This window comes from Streptomyces sp. DSM 41931, assembly GCF_050271085.1.
GTDB classification, from domain to species: domain Bacteria; phylum Actinomycetota; class Actinomycetes; order Streptomycetales; family Streptomycetaceae; genus Streptomyces; species Streptomyces albogriseolus.
This window is the reverse complement of the sequence record NZ_CP189902.1, coordinates 6,845,419-6,863,358: the sequence shown is the minus strand read 5'-3', so window position 1 is coordinate 6,863,358 and position 17,940 is coordinate 6,845,419. Positions and strand designations below refer to the sequence as shown.

Annotated in this window: 14 protein-coding genes; 5 read left to right on the top strand and 9 right to left on the bottom strand. The window is 72.4% G+C overall.

Annotation, left to right across the window (positions count from 1 at the left end; translation table 11 throughout):
- Positions 1-29: 29 nt before the first annotated feature.
- The 3 genes from ACP7TJ_RS31215 to ACP7TJ_RS31205 all read right to left on the bottom strand — a co-directional run bounded on the left by ACP7TJ_RS31215 (position 30) and on the right by ACP7TJ_RS31205 (position 3,536).
- Positions 30-1,202 (bottom strand): AI-2E family transporter, encoded by a 1,173-nt coding sequence (locus ACP7TJ_RS31215; RefSeq protein ID WP_376724451.1) that lies wholly within the window; start codon positions 1,200-1,202, stop codon positions 30-32.
- Between the two features lie 123 nt (positions 1,203-1,325).
- Entirely contained in the window at positions 1,326-2,531 is a 1,206-nt protein-coding gene (locus ACP7TJ_RS31210; protein WP_093768790.1) for a glycoside hydrolase family 64 protein, read from the bottom strand.
- A gap of 150 nt (positions 2,532-2,681) precedes the next feature.
- Entirely contained in the window at positions 2,682-3,536 is an 855-nt protein-coding gene (locus ACP7TJ_RS31205) for a GntR family transcriptional regulator (protein WP_367450051.1), read from the bottom strand.
- A gap of 300 nt (positions 3,537-3,836) precedes the next feature.
- On the opposite strand from ACP7TJ_RS31205, the gene ACP7TJ_RS31200 reads away from it, so the two are divergent.
- The 3 genes from ACP7TJ_RS31200 to ACP7TJ_RS31190 all read left to right on the top strand — a co-directional run bounded on the left by ACP7TJ_RS31200 (position 3,837) and on the right by ACP7TJ_RS31190 (position 7,373).
- Positions 3,837-5,264: a cellulose binding domain-containing protein gene (locus tag ACP7TJ_RS31200; protein ID WP_427767008.1), complete on the top strand. Its 1,428-nt coding sequence runs from the start codon at positions 3,837-3,839 to the stop codon at positions 5,262-5,264.
- A gap of 94 nt (positions 5,265-5,358) precedes the next feature.
- Positions 5,359-6,111, top strand: coding sequence for an IclR family transcriptional regulator (locus tag ACP7TJ_RS31195; RefSeq protein WP_401626299.1), 753 nt, complete (start codon positions 5,359-5,361; stop codon positions 6,109-6,111).
- A 92-nt stretch (positions 6,112-6,203) separates the two neighbouring features.
- Entirely contained in the window at positions 6,204-7,373 is a 1,170-nt protein-coding gene (locus tag ACP7TJ_RS31190; protein WP_427767004.1) for a PP2C family protein-serine/threonine phosphatase, read from the top strand.
- Here ACP7TJ_RS31190 and ACP7TJ_RS31185 read toward each other — a convergent pair.
- The 3 genes from ACP7TJ_RS31185 to ACP7TJ_RS31175 are packed head-to-tail and all read right to left on the bottom strand — an operon-like array spanning position 7,366 to position 10,430.
- Positions 7,366-8,193 (bottom strand): carbohydrate ABC transporter permease, encoded by an 828-nt coding sequence (locus ACP7TJ_RS31185; protein ID WP_167741613.1) that lies wholly within the window; start codon positions 8,191-8,193, stop codon positions 7,366-7,368. The two genes, ACP7TJ_RS31190 and ACP7TJ_RS31185, sit on opposite strands and share 8 nt — an antisense overlap.
- 5 nt (positions 8,194-8,198) lie before the next feature.
- Positions 8,199-9,152, bottom strand: coding sequence for a carbohydrate ABC transporter permease (locus ACP7TJ_RS31180; protein ID WP_427767001.1), 954 nt, complete (start codon positions 9,150-9,152; stop codon positions 8,199-8,201).
- Between the two features lie 12 nt (positions 9,153-9,164).
- Entirely contained in the window at positions 9,165-10,430 is a 1,266-nt protein-coding gene (locus ACP7TJ_RS31175) for an ABC transporter substrate-binding protein (RefSeq protein WP_427766998.1), read from the bottom strand.
- 295 nt (positions 10,431-10,725) lie between these two features.
- Between ACP7TJ_RS31175 and yicI the strand changes: the two genes are divergently transcribed.
- Positions 10,726-13,008 carry an alpha-xylosidase gene (yicI, locus tag ACP7TJ_RS31170; RefSeq protein ID WP_401541044.1) on the top strand — a complete coding sequence of 761 codons (2,283 nt, stop codon included), beginning with the start codon at positions 10,726-10,728 and terminating at the stop codon, positions 13,006-13,008.
- Between the two features lie 506 nt (positions 13,009-13,514).
- On the opposite strand, the gene ppk2 is transcribed toward yicI, so the two are convergent.
- Positions 13,515-14,576, bottom strand: coding sequence for a polyphosphate kinase 2 (ppk2, locus tag ACP7TJ_RS31165; RefSeq protein WP_370166597.1), 1,062 nt, complete (start codon positions 14,574-14,576; stop codon positions 13,515-13,517).
- Positions 14,577-14,813: 237 nt separating this feature from the next.
- Here ppk2 and ACP7TJ_RS31160 point away from each other — a divergent pair, with 237 nt between their 5' ends.
- The gene (locus ACP7TJ_RS31160; RefSeq protein WP_403200452.1) at positions 14,814-15,608 is read left to right on the top strand and encodes an SDR family NAD(P)-dependent oxidoreductase; all 795 of its coding nucleotides are present in this window, start codon (positions 14,814-14,816) and stop codon (positions 15,606-15,608) included.
- Between the two features lie 75 nt (positions 15,609-15,683).
- Here ACP7TJ_RS31160 and ACP7TJ_RS31155 read toward each other — a convergent pair whose 3' ends face one another.
- Together ACP7TJ_RS31155 and ACP7TJ_RS31150 are read right to left on the bottom strand one after the other, a co-directional pair.
- On the bottom strand, positions 15,684-16,793 hold the full coding sequence (locus tag ACP7TJ_RS31155) for a glycoside hydrolase family 5 protein (RefSeq protein ID WP_403448874.1): 1,110 nt from the start codon (positions 16,791-16,793) through the stop codon (positions 15,684-15,686).
- A gap of 149 nt (positions 16,794-16,942) precedes the next feature.
- Positions 16,943-17,707, bottom strand: a complete 765-nt coding sequence (locus ACP7TJ_RS31150; RefSeq protein ID WP_404715354.1) for a sulfite exporter TauE/SafE family protein — start codon at positions 17,705-17,707, stop codon at positions 16,943-16,945.
- Positions 17,708-17,940: the final 233 nt, after the last annotated feature.

The following is a 17,940-nucleotide window of genomic DNA, read 5'->3' as shown; positions in this document are numbered from 1 at the left end:
CTTCCTGGAGGTCGGAGGGCGGAGGTGGGTCAGGCGGCGGGGGCGTCGGGCGCCGGGGACTGCGGCGCGGAGGGCTGCGCCGCCGACGGTTGGGGAGGCTGGGGCGCCGACGGCTCCGGCGCCGGAGGCTGTGGCGCCGGCGGGTCGGTGAGCTGTTCGCGCAGGTAGTTCCAGACGACCGCGACGAGGGCGGCGACCGGCACGGCGAGCAGGCTGCCTACGATGCCGGCCAGGCTGCCGCCCAGCGTGACCGCCAGCAGGATGACCGCCGCGTGCAGACCGAGGCCGCGGCTCTGGATCATCGGCTGGAACACGTTGCCCTCGAGCTGCTGCACGACCACGATGAGGACCAGCACGAGCACCGCGTCCATGAACCCGTTGGACACCAGCGCGATCAGCACGGCGACGAGGCCGGCGAACAGGGCGCCGACGATGGGCACGAACGCGGACACGAAGGTCAGCACCGCGAGCGGCAGGACCAGCGGCACGTCGAGGACCCACAGGCCGAGGCCGATCAGCACGGCGTCGATGAGGCCGACGAGCGCCTGCGACCGCACGAACGCGCCGAGGGTGTCCCAGCAGCGCGCGGCGACGACCGGCACGTCGGTGGCGAGCCGGCCGGGGAGCTGGCGGCGCAGCCACGGCAGGAAACGCGGCCCGTCCTTGAGGAAGAAGAACATCAGGAAGAGCGCCAGGACGGCGGTGACGACACCGCTGAAGACGGTGCTCACCCCGGTGACGGCGGTGGTGGCGATCGACCCGGCGCTGTCCTGGATGCGGTCGGTCGCGGCGTCGAAGGCGCCCGTGATCTGGGCGTCGTCGATGTTCAGCGGCGGGCCCTCGGCCCACTCGCGCAGCTTCTGCACGCCCTCGACGACGCCGTCGCCGAGTTCACCGGACTCCGACGCGACGGGCACCGCGATGAGCGCCACGGTGCCCGCGCCGACCAGCAGGAACAGCACGGTCACCAGGGAGGCGGCGACCGCGGGGCGCAGTCCGCGCCGGAGCAGCCAGCGGGTCGGAGGCCAGGTGAGCGTGGTGAGCAGCAGGCCGACTATGAGGGGCCAGACCACCGACCACATCCGGCCCAGCAGCCAGAGGGCCACCCCGGTCGCCACCAGGACCAGCAGCAGTTCCCCCGAGATGCGTGCCGAGGTGCGCAGCGCGGCGCGCGTTTTACCGGCGTTCAACGTGGCAGACATGGTGGCACCCTATGGTGCCCGTGAATGTGCGGTGATCGCGGGACACAGGAGACGTGTGCCCGACGGGCGTCAGGTGCGCCGTGTCCGGCCGGAGGCCCGGTCGGACACGGCGCGGGGGCGCGGTCAGTCGAACGGGTCGAGCGTCAGGGACGCCCCGCGCGGGTCGCCGTCGTGTACGAGCGACTCGTGGTGGCCGACGTCGTCGAAGGCGAAGCCGTACGCCTTCCCGTCGGCCATGTGCGCGTGGATGATCCGCGCGTAGTGGTTGGTGACCGGCTCCTGGTAGAAGCCGGCCGCGCTCCGGTCGGGCTGGTGGGGGTTGGCGAGCAGGGTGGTGCGGTTGAAGCCCGCGCACAGGGTGCGCGAGATGGGGCCGCGCACCTGGTCGTTGGGCGCGTCGAGGAGGCGGTGGCAGCCGAAGACGGACGAGGCGTCCGGCTTCTGGAAGGTGGTGACCACGGCGCCGGAGCCGTCGGTGAACCGCAGGACGCCGCCCGAGACCCGGCCGGTGTACCGGACGTCGGGACGGTCGGCGAAGGGCGTGACGATCAGGTCCGTGCCTGTGTACTTGTTCCAGACCCGGTTGATGTAGTCGTCCATGACCGACGCCGGGAGGGCGCCGGTCTCCACCCCGTAGAGCGGGGACAGGGCGCGCAGCACGGTGCCGTCGGACCGGGTCTGGATGAGGTTCGCCCAGCCGCCGGACTGTCCCCTGAGGGCGTTGAACACGCCGTTGTAGCCGCCGGGGCGCAGCTTGCCGGTGCTCAGTGTGGTGCCGTCGCCGCGCCGCACGCCCACCGTGTAGGGCGCGGAGAACATGTCGACCTGGGTGCTGTTGATCCACAGCCCCGAGTCGTTGAGCGTGTACTCGGACCAGTTGAAGAGGATGTCGCGGTTGGGGTCGGTGGGGTTCTGCACGGCGGGCTGCACCAGGCCGCCGGTGGTGAGCCGGAACTCCATCTTGCGGCCGTAGGAGAAGTAGATGCGGCCGGAGAACTTGGGGATCTGGATGGTGGTGGACCGGCCGGGGGCCGGGCCCGGGATGGAGGCGTCGGGTGCGGGGGTGGGGGGATTGCCGCCCGCGGGCCAGGGGTGGAAGGCGCCGCTCGCGTCGGCCCAGCCCTGCCGGCCGGACGACAGCTCGGTGCCGAGGTTGTAGATGTGGATCTGTTCGGCGCGGCCCGAGTTGTTGGTGATGGTCAGCGGGATGGTGGCCGGGACCGCGGCGTGCGCGGGGGACGGGACCCCGGCGGCGAGCCAGCCGCCGCCCAGCGCGGTGGCGAGGCCCAGCGCCACGGCGGTGACCCGGCGTCTGAGAGTGCGCAGCATGGTCGTTCTCCGTTCGACGAGTGGCCGGGAACTGCTGTGAGAGCGCTCTCAGGAAGAGAATCCCGCCCTGGTATGGACCTGTCAACGGTTCAAGCGAAATTGGAGGAGGCGATGGTTCCGCATGCCTGTGCGCGCCGCTCCGGGGGTGGATCAGTCGTGCTGGACGACGCCGTGCGCCGAGAAGCTGACCAGGCCGCGGGAGGTGAGGTCGCCGGGCGGGAAGCCCGGATGGTGATCCCCTCGGCCCTCTCCCGTCCCGTCCGCACGCGAGGCCGGGGGTCCAAGGGCGAGCCGGGAGACGATGCGGTAGCGGTCGCCCCGGTAGACGGAGTGGACGTACTCCACCGGACGCCCGGCCGTGTCGGTGGTGAGGCGCTCGAAGAGGAGGGCCGGCGACAGCTCGGGCACGTCCAGCAGCTCCGCCTCCGCCCGGGTCACCACGGTCGGCTCGACGGACTGCACGGCCTCGCTGACCCGCACCCCGTGCCGGTCGCGGAAGTGCTCGTAGAGGTCGCCCTGTTCGAGCTCCTCCTCGGTGAGGCCGGGCACCAGAGCGGCGGGGAGGTGCAGATGCTCGATGGCCATCGGGGCGCCGTCCACCAGTCGCAGCCGGGCCGCGTACCGGACCTCCGCGGCCGGTGACACGCGCAGTCTGCGGCCCACGCGGGCGCCGGCCGGGAGCGTGCGGAACTCCAGGATGCGGCTGGTCCACACGCCGTTGGCCCGCGGCACGGCCAACGCGCCGTGTTCCGGGACCAGTTCCTGGGTGATCTTCTCCGCGGCGACGAACATGCCCCGGCCGTGCTCGCGCACCAGCAGTCCCGCCACCACCAGTTCGTCGACCGCCGCCCGCACGGTGGGGCGCGAGACGCCGAGCCGGGCGCAGAGGGCCCGCTCGGAGGGGACGGCGTCCCCGGGGCGGCGGGCCTCGATGAGTTCGAGGAGCGCGTCGCGCACCCGTTCACGCTTGAGCACCGCACCCGAGGCGGCGGGATCGATGGCCATACGGGTCTCTCCTCGTCGTCGGCCGCGGGCGGGCGTGGCGACTGGTACGCCCCCGACCTTAACTGGTCCGGTCACCACCGTGACGCCCCGCGGCGCGGTCAACTCGCTTTTCAGCAGGTGGGGTTGACGCACTCATTGGTCTATGCCACCTTCTCTCGACATCAACTGGTAAGGCACCGGCGGGCAACTGGTCAGTTCCGAGGACCGGTCCGTCACCGCGAGCCCCGCGCCGGGCGGCGCCCCCACGCCCGCCGCGCGGACGCACCCCCGTGCGCCACCCCCACCGCGAAAGGACCACGGATGCGTACTCGTCCCACCGGCCGCCGCGCCCGCGCGGCACTCGCCCTGACCGCCCTGCTGGGCGGCGCAGCCCTCACCGGGCTCCCCGCCCCGGCCGCCACCGCCGCGGACGGCCCGCTCGCCGTGCAGTACCGCACGACCGCCGCCGGGGCCACCGCCGACCAGAGCGAGCCCTGGTTCAAGGTCCGCAACACCGGTTCCGCGCCGGTGCAGCTGAGCCAGGTGAAGATCCGTTACTACTTCAAGGCCGACGCCCCGGACACCGCGTACCGCTTCGCCTGCTCCTGGGCGGTCCTCGGCTGTGCGGCCGTCACCGGCACCTTCGGCACGCTCCCCGAGCCCACCGCGACGGCCGACCGCTATCTGGAGATCGGGTTCACCCCGTCCGCCGGAACGCTCGCGCCGGGCGCCGACACCGGGGACCTGCAACTGCGGTTCCACCGGACCGACTGGCAGACGCTGCGGCAGAGCGACGACTACTCCTTCGGCGCCGCGCGGACGTCGTACGCCGACTGGGACAAGGTGACCGCGCGGCTCGCGGGCGCCACCGTATGGGGCGCCGGACCCGAGGGCGGCGGCCCGACCGACCCCACCGACCCGACCGACCCGCCCGGCGAGGGCGGCCAGACGCTGTTCGACGACTTCGACTACGCGTCGCACACCGACCCCGACCTCACGGCGCACGGCTGGAGCGTCCGCTCCAACGCGGGCGGACCCGGGGTGCCCGGCGCGACCTGGGACCCGTCGAAGGTGACCTTCGGCTCCTCGGGCGGGAACTCGGTGATGGACCTGGAGACGTCCACCGCGGGCACCGGCGCCTCCACCACGCACACCGAGATCCTCACCCGCAGCATGAAGTTCGCGTACGGCACCTACGCGGCCCGGGTGCGCTTCTCCGACGCCCCCGTCTCCGGCCCGGACGGCGACCGGGTGGTGCAGACGTTCTTCACCATCAACGACCTCAAGGCGCCGATGGCCGACGACTACGCCGAGTACGACTTCGAGTACCTCCCCAACGGCGGCTGGGGCGAGCCGTCCTCGATCCTGTACACGACGTCCTGGGAGACCTACGCCCCGGACCCCTGGCAGGCCGTCAACCAGCACAGCGAGAGCCGGCGGAGCTTCGCCGGCTGGCGCGACCTGGTCGTCACCATCGACGACTCCGGCATCACGTACTACGTCGACGGCAGCCACTTCGGCACCCATGACGTCGCGTACCTGCCGGAGCGGCCGATGTCGATCAACTTCAACCAGTGGCTGATCGACCTGGAGGGCCAGTCGTCGACGACACCTCGCGCCTACCACCAGCAGGTCGACTACGTCCTGCACGTCAAGGACCAGGTGCTGACGCCCGCCCAGGTCGCGGCGAAGATCGACGCGTACCGCGCCGCCGGCACCTCGTTCGTGGACGAGGTGCCGGCGCCCTGACGGACCCGTGACCGCCACCCTCACGGAATCCCTTGTTCCGAATGGAGCGGGGGATTCCCTTGCCGTCGGTGGACAGGTGGCGCAGGCTGGACGCATGGGTGCGAGCCCGACGCTCATCTCCTCCGTGCAGCGTGCCTTCCGGCTGCTGGAGGCGGCGAGCGCGCACGAGACGGGCGCGCCGGCCAAGCGGCTGGCGCGGGAGACCGGGCTGCCCCTGGGCACCGCCTACCATCTGCTGCGCACCCTGGTGCACGACGGCTACCTGCGGAAACTCGACGACGGCGGCTTCGTCCTGGGCGACCGGCTGCAGTCCCTGCACAGCGGCGGCCGGAGTCAGGCGCTGCTCACCCGGGTCCGGCCGGTCCTCTCCGCGCTGCGGGACGAACTGTCCAGCGCCGCCTACCTCACCTTCTACGAGGACGGCGAGATCCGGGTCTCCGAGGTCGTGGACGGACCCCGCGCCCCGCGCGTCGACCTGTGGGTGGGCTTCGAGGACGCCGGCCACGCCACCGCGCTGGGCAAGGCCGTGCTGCGGGAGCTGGACGACGAGGCCCGCGAGGAGTACCTGTCCCGGCACGCGCTGAACGACCTCACCCCGCACACGGTCACCACGCCCATGGAGCTGATCCGCCGGCTGGAGACGACGCCCCTCGCCCCGGCCGTGACGGACCTGGAGGAGTACGCGCTGGGCACGGTCTGCGTGGCGGTGCCGGTGTACGGCGGCGGCACCCTGGGCTCCATCGGCGTGTCCATGCCGCGCAGCCGTCTCGACCGGCTCGACGAGGTCCGCGACCGGCTGCTGCCGACCGCCCGCCGGGTCACCCGGGGCCTGTCCCTCACCATATGAAAACCGCATTCTTGTGATGCGGGGCACCATCACCTTTTCTTGGAAGAGCAGGCAATTCGGACACGTCGCAAAGGTGAGGACACCCGCAGCACATGAGTCACGCCCGTCAGCATGGACGCGACCGCTCGCCGATACGGCCTTACCCGCGCGGGATCCAGCGCCTCCGCTCACCCTGTACCCGTGTGTTCGCGCACTGCGTCGCCGAGACGCCGGCGCTGCCGGTGCTGATCCTGTGCGTCATCGTGTCCATCGACATGGCGGCCGGCACCGGCCGGATCTGGCTGCCGCTGCTCGCCACGGGTCCCGCCCTGGCCGCCGCCACCAGCCGGCCCCGTGGAGTGCTGGGCGTGGGCGCGCTGGCCTCCCTGCTCGGCGCCGGCATCGCCTACCGGCACGACATGGACGTCGCGCACCTGACCGTCGTGCTGGCCGCCCTGGTGGCCGTCACCCTGGCGGGCACCCTCGCCAGCGCGCTGCGGGCGCGGCGCGAGCGGGTGCTGGCCGCCGTGCGCTCCGTCGCGGAGACCGCGCAGCACGCGCTGCTCCAGCCGGTCCCGGACACGGTCGGCCCGTTCCAGGTGGCGGTGCGCTACAGCGCGGCCGCCGCCGAGGCGCGGATCGGCGGCGACCTCTACGCCCTCGTCCCCACCCCGCACGGAGTGCGGATGATCGTGGGTGATGTGCGGGGCAAGGGGCTGCCGGCCGTGGGGACGGCCGCGCTGGTGCTCGGCGTGTTCCGCGAGGCGGCGTACGACGAGCCGGACCTGCTGGACGTGGTGTGCCGGATCGAGCGGAGCCTGGCCCGCAACCTGGGCGGCGACGACTTCGTCACCGCCGTGGTCGCCGGCTGCCCGGAGCCCGGGCGGCTGGAGACGGTCAACTGCGGTCACGCTCCCCCGCTGCTGATCCGGGGCGCCGAGGTGACGGCCGTCGAGCCCGTCCACCCCGCGCCGCCGCTGGGGCTGCGCGCCCTGTCGGACGACGCGCCCCGCCTCCAGGTGGTGCCCTTCGGCGACGGCGACCAGCTGCTCCTCTACACCGACGGCGTCACGGAGGCGCGGGACGCCGACCGCGCGTTCTACCCCCTGGCCGAGGGGCTCACCCGGCACCTGTACGACGAGCCGGCCCGGACGCTGGCCGCGCTGCACGAGGACCTGCTGGACCATGTGGGCGGCCGGCTGCACGACGACGCGGCGCTGCTCCTGCTGCGCAGGCCGGCCGCCGCACCGGCCGGGGCGCCCCTGGGCGCGGTGGTCACTTGACCGATCCTCCGGTGATGCCGGCAGCGATGTACTTCTGGGCGAGGACGAGCAGGATCGCGGCGGGCACGGCGGAGAGCACGGCCGCGGCCATCACCGAGCCCCAGTCCCCGACGTGTGCGCCGATGTACTGGTAGATGCCCAGCGTGATCGGCTTGACGTCGTCCGTGGTGTTCAGGGTGAGGGCGAACATGAAGTCGCTCCACGCGAACAGGAAGGCGAACAGACCCGAGGTGATCAGGGCGTTGCGGCTCATCGGCAGCACCACCCGCAGGAACACCCGGACCGGTCCCGCCCCGTCGATCTCGGCGGCCTCGATCACCTCCCCGGGGACGGACACCATGAAGGAGCGCATCAGCACGATGGAGAAGGGGATGCCGAGCGAGGCGTCCGCGAGCATCAGCCCGGCGTACGAGTTGACCAGGCCCAGGTCGACGTAGGAGGTGTAGAGGGCGTTGGCGATGACGATGCCGGGCACCATCTGCGTGATGAGGGTGCCGAACACCATGGTGCGCGAGCCGCGCAGGCCGAAGCGGGCCAGACCGTAGGCGGCGGGCGCGGCGATCGCGAGGCAGATCACGACGGCGCCGGCGGACACCAGCAGGGAGGTCAGCAGGTTGCCGCCCTGGTCGGTGAGGGCCTTGGTGAAGCCGGAGAGGTCGAGTCCCGAGGGCACCGGGTCGACCTGGAGCAGGCCGGAGTCGGGCTGGAGCGCGGTGTTGAGCATCCAGTACAGCGGGAACAGCATCACCGCGAGGACGAGCAGACCCGCGACGGTGGAGCCCCAGCGGCGGCGGGGCGCGGTGGGCGCGTGGGCGGCCATGACGGTCACTTCCCCTCGGTGCGGTTGGCCCGCAGGTAGAACACCGCGAACACGGCGGAGATCAGGATCAGGACGTTGCCGACGACCGCGCCGGCGCCGAAGTCCAGCTCCACGAAGGAGTTCTGGTAGGTGAGCGTGCCCAGGGTCTGGGTGGCGTCGGCGGGGCCGCCGTCGGTGAGGGCGAGGATCAGGTCGAGGATCTTCACCGTCGACATGAAGCCCAGCACCAGCACGACCGTGATCACCGGCTTGAGCAGCGGCAGGGTGACGGAGCGGAAGGCGCGCCAGGCGGAGGCGCCGTCCAGGGAGGCCGCCTCGTACAGCTCCTTGGGGATCTCCTGGAGGCCTCCGTAGAGGATGACCATGTTGAACGGGATGCCGATCCAGACGTTCACCAGGATCACCGAGAGCAGCGCCATGTCCGGGCTGGTCAGCCACGGCGTGTGCCCGCCGAGGCCGAGGGTGTCGAGGAAGGTGTTCAGTACGCCGGTGTCCTGGTCGAGGATGCGGCGCCAGACGATGCCGGACACCACCATCGGCACGAGCCAGGGCAGCAGGATCAGCGAGCGCAGGACCCCGCCGAGGGGGAAGCGGCGGTTGAAGAAGACGGCGAGGGCGAGGCCGATGCAGAACTGGCCGAGCAGGGAGCCCGCGGTGAAGACGAGGGTGTGCCACAGGGCCTTGCCGAACAGGGCGTCCTGGAAGACGGACGACCAGTTGTCGGCGCCGTTGAAGGGGGCCTCGCCGGTGAAGAAGGTCTTCGGCGTGTAGTGCTGGAAGCTCATCACGACGTTCCGGACGAGCGGGTAGCCGAAGAACAGCAGCATGAAGACGACGGCGGGGGCGACGAAGCCCCACCGGACGAGTCCGCGGCGCAGTCGGGCGCGGGCCGGGTCCGGAGCGGCGGTCTTTCCGGGCGCGGCGGCGGGCGGCGGGGCGGTGACGGTGGACGTGGTCATGGGGTGCGTACCTCAGTTCCCGCTCGTGGCGCGCTGCTGGGCGCGCTTCAGGGCGGCCTCGCTGGACTGGCCGGTCAGGGCGGACTGGAAGGCGCTCTGCAGGGCGAGGGAGACGGCCGGCCAGCCGGCGCCGAGCCGGTCGGTGCGGGAGCGGGCGGTGGCGACCTGGTCGGCCAGCGCGCCGAGTGCGGGCACCTGGGCGCGCCACTCGGCCGCGGCCCGCTCGTCGGCGGGGACCATCCAGCTGTTGAGGGCGTAGGTGAGCTGTTCCTTCTCGCTGGTCAGGCAGGCGACGATCCGGCCGGCCATGCGCCGGCGCCCGTCGTCGCCGGTGCGGGGCACGGTGAGGACGGCGCCGCCGAGCGGGGCGACCGAGTCGGCGCCCGCCTCGGGCACCGGGATCTCGGCGATGCCCCAGTTCAGGGACGGGTCGCTGTTGAGCGTCTCGACCTGCCAGGGGCCGTTGATCATCATGGCGGCGTTGCCCGCCATGAACTGGTCGTTGACGTCGGCCTGGGTCCAGTTGACCGTGGACCGGGAGAGCGAACCGTCCTTCAGCAGCGCCTTCCAGAAGTCGAGCGCCTCGACGACCTGAGGGCTGTCGAGTTCGCGTTCGTCGCCGCCGTTGGACCACATGAACGGGGTGAACTGGAAGACGCCGTCCTCGGCCCCGCCCGCGCTGAGCGCCAGCCCGTAGCGCTTGCCCCGGGTGAGCTCGCGCGCCGCCCGGCGGAGTTCGTCCCAGGTGGCGGGGGTGCGGACGCCCGCCTCGGCGAGGACGTCCTTGTTGTAGAAGAGGGCGAGGGTGTTCACGGAGCGGGCGGCCCCGTAGTAGGTGCCCCGGTAGGAGCCGAAGTCGACGATGCCGTCGGGCACATGGTCGGTGGACAGGCCGAGGGTGCGCAGGTCGACCAGTCCGCCGGCCTCGGCGAACACCGGCATCTCCGAGGCGTCGAACTGGACGACGTCCGGCAGTGACTTCGACGAGGCCATGCGCAGCGCCTTGGTCATGACCTGGGACGCGGGGACGCTCTGCTGCTCGACGGTGACCCCGAGCCGCTTGCCGCAGCGGGCCATCGCCTCGGCGTCCCAGCGGTGGTAGGTCTCGTCGGTCGAGGAGTTCAGAACGGTGTACACGTCGTCGTCGCGTTCGGCGGCGCAGCCGGTGAGCGCCGCCGGGGCGACGAGGGCCGCTGCGGCGGCGAGTGAGGTGACGGCTCTGCGTGCGCGTCCGCGTGTGCGCGGATGACGTGCGGCAACCGGTGGATGTGCTGTCACGGTGGGTGCCCCTGGGTGGGACCGGCTCGGTGTGCACCGAGGCCGGCGGCTCTGTGGAAGGGTAGGTGAAGCGCTTCGACAACGGGCCGCCGACATCGGGGTCTCGTCTGGCGCCGCACCGGGGTGTAATTTGTTTGGCCTGATTACTAATACGTCAGCGTGAGTCGGTCGCGCTAGCCCCCCAACGGCACGATCTCCTTGCGCCAGGGCGTGACAGGTTCCGCGGATCCTGTCATAGTTCCTGGTCAGAGGTTCCCCTCGCACCTCCTCCACGCTCCCCATCCCGAGGAAGACCATGAAATTCACCGACGGCTTCTGGCGTGTCCGCGACGGCGTCCAGATCTCGTACGCCACCGAGGTGCGAGATGTCAGCGCGGAATCGAAGCGCTTCACCAGCTATGCCTCGACGAAAAGAGTGACGCGCCGGGGCGACACCCTGAACGCCCCGCTGGTCACGGTCGACTGCTTCTCCCCCGCCGAGGGAGTCGTCGGCGTGCGGGTCACCCATCACGCCGGGAAGCGCCGCCCGGGACCGGACTTCGCCCTGGCCGGCGAGGCCGGCGGTGCGGGCGAGGTGCGCCGGGACGGCGCGGTCACGGAGCTGGCCAGCGGCCCGCTGACCCTGCGGCTGGACGCGGACGGCGCCTTCGGGCTCACCTTCCTCGACGCGGACGGACGGGAGCTGACCCGGGCGGGCGCCAAGAGCACGGCGTACGCCACCACCGCCGACGGGACGCACCACGTGCTGAGCCGGCTGTCCCTCGGCGTCGGCGAGCACGTCTACGGCCTGGGCGAGCGGTTCACCCCGTTCGTCAAGAACGGCCAGACCGTCGACGTGTGGCAGGCCGACGGCGGCACCAGCAGCGAACAGGCGTACAAGAACGTCCCGTTCTACCTGTCCTCACGCGGCTACGGCGTCTTCGTCAACCACCCCGGCGCGGTCTCGTTCGAGGTCGGATCCGAGTCCGTCGGCCAGGTGCAGTTCAGCGTCGAGGACCAGACGCTGGAGTACTACGTCATCGCCGGCCCGACCCCGAAGGACGTCCTGGGCCGTTACACCGCCCTCACCGGCCGCCCGGCGCTGCCGCCCGCGTGGTCGTTCGGCCTGTGGCTGAGCACCTCGTTCACCACCTCGTACGACGAGGCGACGGTGACCTCGTTCGTCGACGGCATGGCGGAGCGCGGCATCCCGCTGTCGGTGTTCCACTTCGACTGCTTCTGGATGCGCGAGTACCAGTGGTGCGACTTCCAGTGGGACCCGGAGGTGTTCCCGGACCCGGAGGGCATGCTGGCCCGGCTCAAGGACAAGGGCCTGCGGGTCAGCGTGTGGATCAACCCGTACATCGCGCAGAAGTCGCCGCTGTTCGACGAGGCGGCCGCGCTCGGGCACCTGGTGCGCCGGCCCGGCGGGGACGTGTGGCAGTGGGACCTGTGGCAGGCCGGCATGGGCCTGGTCGACTTCACCAGCCCGGACGCCCGCGCCTGGTTCCAGAGCAAGCTGAAGGCGCTGCTCGACCAGGGGGTGGACTGTTTCAAGACGGACTTCGGCGAGCGCATCCCGACCGACGTCGTGTGGCACGACGGCTCGGACCCCGAGCGGATGCACAACTACTACACGCATCTCTACAACCGCACCGTGTTCGAGCTGCTGGAGAAGGAGCGCGGGCAGGGCGAGGCGGTGGTCTTCGCCCGGTCGGCGACCGCGGGCGGCCAGCAGTACCCGGTGCACTGGGGCGGCGACTGCTGGTCGTCCTTCGAGGCGATGGCGGAGTCGCTGCGCGGCGGTCTCTCGCTGTCGCTGAGCGGGTTCGGCTTCTGGAGTCACGACATCGGCGGGTTCGAGGGCACGCCCGACCCGGAGGTGTTCAAGCGCTGGCTGGCCTTCGGCCTGCTGTCCTCGCACAGCAGGCTGCACGGCTCCACGTCGTACCGGGTGCCGTGGGAGTTCGGCGACGAGGCGGTCGACGTCGCCCGTCGGTTCACCCTGCTCAAGCACCGGCTGATGCCGTACCTGTACGGCGCGGCGGCCGAGGCGCACCGCACGGGCGTGCCGATGATGCGGCCCATGCTGCTGGAGTTCCCGCACGATCCGGCGTGCCGCCCGCTGGACCGCCAGTACATGCTCGGCCCCGACCTGCTGGTCGCCCCCGTGTTCAGCGCGGACGGCGATGTGGAGGTGTACGTGCCGGAGGGCACGTGGACGCATCTGCTGAGCGGCGAGCGGGTGACGGGCCCGTGCTGGCGCACCGAGCGCCACGGCTACGACAGCCTCCCGCTGTACGTCCGTGAGGGCGCGGTGCTGCCGCTGGCCGGGGACGACTCCCGCCCGGACGGCGACTGGCTGGACGCACCGGTGCTGCTGGTGCACCCTTCGGCCGCGCCCGACTGGACGGCCGAGGTGACCGTCCCGGACACGGCGGGCCTCCCGGCGGCGACGTTCCAGGTCCGGCGGGACGGGGACGTGCTCCGGGTGACGGCTTCGGGCACGGACCGGCCGTTCACCGTGCGGGTGCCGGGCGGGGCGGAGGCTTCGGGCGTGGGTGAGGTGACGGTGGCGACGGCGGTGGCCCCGGAGTGAGGGTCCTGGTGCGGTGAGAGCGGGCGGCCCGGACGGGCCGGCCCGCCCCGGAGGGCGGCCACTGCACGGACGGGCCGGTCGGCGTCGCCGGACGGGCCGACGCCGGACGGGTCTGCGACGGGCCTGCGTGACGGGACGGGGCCGGTCGGCGTCCCCGGGCAGGCCGTGGCCGGGCGGATGGGCGGACACCGCGCGGACGAGCCGGTCGGCGTCGCCGGAGGGTCGTGGCCGGGCGGGTCTGCGACGGGCCTGCGTGACGGGACGGTGCCGGTCGGCGTCCCCGGGCAGGCCGTGGCCCGACGGGTGGGCGGACACCGCACGGACGGGCCGGACGGGCTGCCTGCGTGACGGGACGGGGCCGGTCGGCGTCCCCGGGCAGGCCGTGGCCGGGCGGATGGGCGGACACCGCGCGGACGAGCCGGTCGGCGTCGCCGGAGGGTCGCGGCCGGGCGGGTCTGTGTGACCGGAAAGGCCCTGGCGGGCCGGGGCGGGTTCGGCGGCCGGGGTCAGGGACCCGGGCGCTCCGCTCCGTCCTCCGGGTGGCTGCCCGGGCCGTGGCCGGGGCCCGCCAGGGGCGTCGGGGAGAGGACCTCGGGTTCCTCACCGGCCTCCAGCAGGGTGTCCGCCGCGCCCACGATCAGCGGGTCCGGCTTGCCGAGCGCCTCGTGGTCCTTGGCCGGGTAGTCGCAGCGGTCGAGGAGGCTGCGCATCGCCTCGAGCCGCCCCCGCCGCTTGTCGTTGTTCTTCACGACCGTCCACGGCGCGTGCGGGGTGTCCGTGGCGCGGAACATCTCCACCTTCGCCTTGGTGTAGTCGTCCCAGCGGTCCAGCGACTCGAGGTCCATCGGCGACAGCTTCCAGCGCCGCAGCGGGTCGACCTGGCGGATGGCGAAACGGGTGCGCTGCTCGGCCCGGGAGACGGAGAACCAGAACTTCACCAGCATGATGCCGTCGTCGGTGAGCAGCCGCTCGAACAGCGGGGTCTGCTCCAGGAACAGCCGGTACTCCTCCTCCGAGCAGAAGCCCATGACCCGCTCGACGCCGGCCCGGTTGTACCAGGAGCGGTCGAAGAAGACGATCTCGCCGCGGGCCGGGAGGTGGGCCACGTAGCGCTGGAAGTACCACTGCCCCGCCTCCCGCTCGGTCGGCTTCTCCAGGGCGACCACGCGGGCGCCGCGCGGGTTGAGGCGTTCCATGAACCGCTGGATGGTGCCGCCCTTGCCGGCCGCGTCGCGTCCCTCGCAGACGACGACCATCCGCTGGCCGGTGTCCTTCACCCACCGTTGCATCTTCAGCAGCTCGATCTGCAGGACGCGCTTCGTGCGCTCGTACTCCGACCTGCGGATCTTCCGGTCGTACGGATGGTTCTCGCGCCAGGTCTCGATGGGGGTGCCGTCGGCGTCCAGCAGCACGGGGCGCTCCGGCCGCCGGGCGTCCACCTCCAGCCCGTGCAGCAGGTTCTCGCCCGTGGTGCGCGACTGCTCCGTTCCCGCGTCCGCCTCCGCGCGGCTCTCGTGCGCGTCCGGGTGGTCACGTCCCTGTCGCTCGTCCGGGTGGTCTGCCGTCACGTCGTCTCCCGCCTTTCGGTCCCGTCTCACCGGGTCACCCCTTGTGCAGCGTATGCCGGAGGGGCGGGCGCGGTGATGCGGAAAGCGGGTGCCCGCAGCGGGCGCGCCGAAGCGTGGCGGGCGGTGATTCGGCGGCGGGCTCAGGGGAAGTCGGGGCGGGTCGGAAGGCGCGGCGTGCGCGGGCGGTGGTCCGCAGGCCGGGCCGCGCCGTCGCATCCCGGCTGGAGAGGTGAGGACGTGCAGATCGATCTCAGGGGCCGTACCGCGCTGGTGACGGGTTCCACCCAGGGCATCGGGGCGGCGATCGCCGCCGGGCTCGCGCGGGCGGGGGCGCGGGTAGCGGTGAACGGACGCTCCGAGGAGCGGGTGCGGGCGGGCGCTGCGGAGCTGGAGCGGGAGGTACCCGGCGCCGAAGTGGTGCCGGTCGCGGCGGACGTGACCACCCAGGAGGGCGCCCTGCGGGTCGTGGAGGCGCTCCCCCAGGTGGACGTCCTGGTGAACAACCTCGGAGTCTTCGGCGCCGCCGACCCGCTGGAGATCAGCGACGACGAGTGGCGCCGCTACTTCGAGGTGAACGTCCTGGCGGCGGTGCGCCTGATCCGCCTCTTCCTGCCCGGGATGACCGAGCGCGGCTGGGGCCGGGTGCAGAACATCGCCAGCGACTCGGCGATCGTCGTCCCGGCGGAGATGATCCACTACGGCATGTCGAAGACCGCGCTGCTCGCCGTGAGCCGCGGCTTCGCCAAGCAGGCGGCGGGCACGGGCGTCACGGTGAACTCGGTCGTCGCCGGTCCCACGCACACGGGCGGGGTGCGGGACTTCGTCTACGAGCTGGTGGACCGCACCCTGCCGTGGGAGGAGGCGCAGCGCGCCTTCATGCGCCGGTACCGGCCGCAGTCGCTGCTGCAGCGGCTGATCGAGCCGGAGGAGATCGCGAACATGGTCGTGTACCTGGCCTCGGATCAGGCGTCGGCGACGACGGGTGGGGCGGTGCGGGTGGACGGCGGGTATGTGGACTCGATCCTGCCGTGAAGGTGACCCCGACGGGGTCGGGCCGGCACCCGCTGGGCAGGCGCCGGCGGCGGTTCGTGTGACGCGGAAGACGTCCTACGTCCTGATCCGGTCGCGGATCCAGACGCCGGCGGGCTTGAGCGACCGTGTGCCGGCCCACGGGCCGTCGGCGGCGCAGGTGCCCGGGGTGAACACGGCTCCGCTGCGGTGGTCGTCGGAGAAGTTCCAGTTGACCCAGCTGATCTTCTTCCGCGCCATGAGGTCGAGGTAGCGCTGGGACATCGCGAAGTCGTCGGCGCCCTCACCGGCGTAGTTCTGCGTGCCGAACTCGGTGACGAACACGGGGATCCGGTCGGCCGCGCGGGAGAGGGCCGCGAGGTACTCGTCGCGGTGCGAGGCGGCGTAGAAGTGGAACGTGTACATGATGTTGGAGGCGTCGACCGGGTCGTTCACGACCTCCGACTCGTCGGCGCTCTCGGACACGCCGAACGAGGACCAGGCCCGGGTGCCGACGAGGACGAGCGCGTCGGGGTCCGCGGCGCGGACGACCGGGATGATCCGCTCCGCGTACTCCTTGATGCGGGACCAGCTGACGCCGTTGGGCTCGTTGGCGATCTCGTAGAGGATGTTGACGCGGTCCTGGTGGCGGCGCGCGATGTCGGTCAAGAACCTCGTGGCGTGGTCGAGGTTGGCCATGGGGTCGCCGGGGGTCAGCATGTGCCAGTCGACGATCACGTACAGCCCGCGGTCGCTCGCCTGCCGGATCAGCCGGTCGGCGAGGGCGGTGAAGTGCGCGGGGTCGGTCTCGTAGCCGCCCTCCTGCACGTAGGTGGAGACGCGGAGGACGTCGGCCCGCCAGTCGTGGGCGAGGGCGTCGAGGGAGGCGTCGGTCAGGCATCGGGCGTACCACTGGGTGCCGTGGGTGCTCATGCCGCGGAGCTGGACGGGGAGGCCGTACTGGTCGCAGAGCTGGGTGCCGCAGACCTGGAGGCGGCCGTGGGCGTCGACGGGGGTGGCTGCGCGGTGGGTGATCGGCACGTCCGCACCGTAGCCGGTGGGGCGGGCCGCGGTGGCGGGGAGGGCGGCGGTCAGGAGGAGGAGCAGGGCGCCGGCGAGGGCGCTGAGGAGGAGGGCGGGGCGGGTTCTCGGTTCCGTACGCGGTTTCGGTTTCGGGCAGGCTGATGCCGTGTGGGGGGCCGGTGTCATGTGGGGGGACTCCGTCCGGGATGGCTGGTTAGGAAAGTTTCCTAACAGGATGGAAATGCAGCCGCGACCCGATGACAAGGGGCGTGACGAAGCCTTCGTGCCGGCGGGTGCGCGCCCCCGGGGGGTGCGTGCCGCCTCCGCCTCCGCGCTCAGCGCAGGACGAGCTGGACGAGGGCGACGGTCCCGACGGCGACGACGAGGGCGCGCAGCACGGCCGGGCGGAAGCGGCGGCCCGTCGCCGCGCCGAGCTGGCCGCCCAGCGTGGAACCGACGGCGATGAGGGCGACGGCCGTCCAGTCGAAGTCGGCGACGAAGAGGAAGAAGACGGCGGCGACCGTGTTGACGACGGCGACGAGGACGTTCTTGACGGCGTTGAGCCGCTGGAGCGGCTCGTCGAGGAGCAGGCCCATCAGGGAGATGTAGATGATTCCCTGTGCGGCGGCGAAGTAGCCGCCGTAGACGCTGGCGAGTGTCAGCCCGGCGAACAGCGGCCGCCCCCCGTCCCGCCGCACGGGCCGGTCCGCGGACCGGCGTTCCCGCACCGTGCGGCTGATCAGCGGCTGGAGGGCGACGAGGACGAGGGCCAGTCCGACCAGACAGGGCACGATGGTCTCGAACGCCTCGGCGGGCAGGGCGAGCAGCAGGACGGCGCCGGTGATCCCGCCGAGCGCGGAGCCGACGGCCAGCTTGCGGACGCGGCGGCCCTGCCCGGCCAGCTCACGGCGGTACCCGACGGCCCCGCTGACGGCGCCCGGCACGAGGCCGAGGGCGTTGGACACGGTGGCGGTGAGGGGTGACAGCCCGGCGGCGAGCAGCACGGGGAACGTCACGAGCGTGCCGGACCCGACCACGGCGTTCAGGGCACCAGCCCCGACCCCGGCGCCGAACACCCCGAGCATCTCGAGCGGGGTCATGCCACGCCCCGGACCGGCGGCGTGGGGTGGTCGGGGAAGGGGGCCGTGGAGACGCTCATGGGGGCACGCTAGCTGGCGGTCGCTTCGGCGCCCCCCGAAACGTGACCGCCGGGACGGATCGCCTTGTCGGTGGACGGCGCGCTCCGCGGGGCCGAGGAGGAGGTCGCGCAGCCGGTGCGGTGGCCGGCGTGGGGCCGGCCACCGCTGTGCCGGACCGGACGGCATCGCGTCCG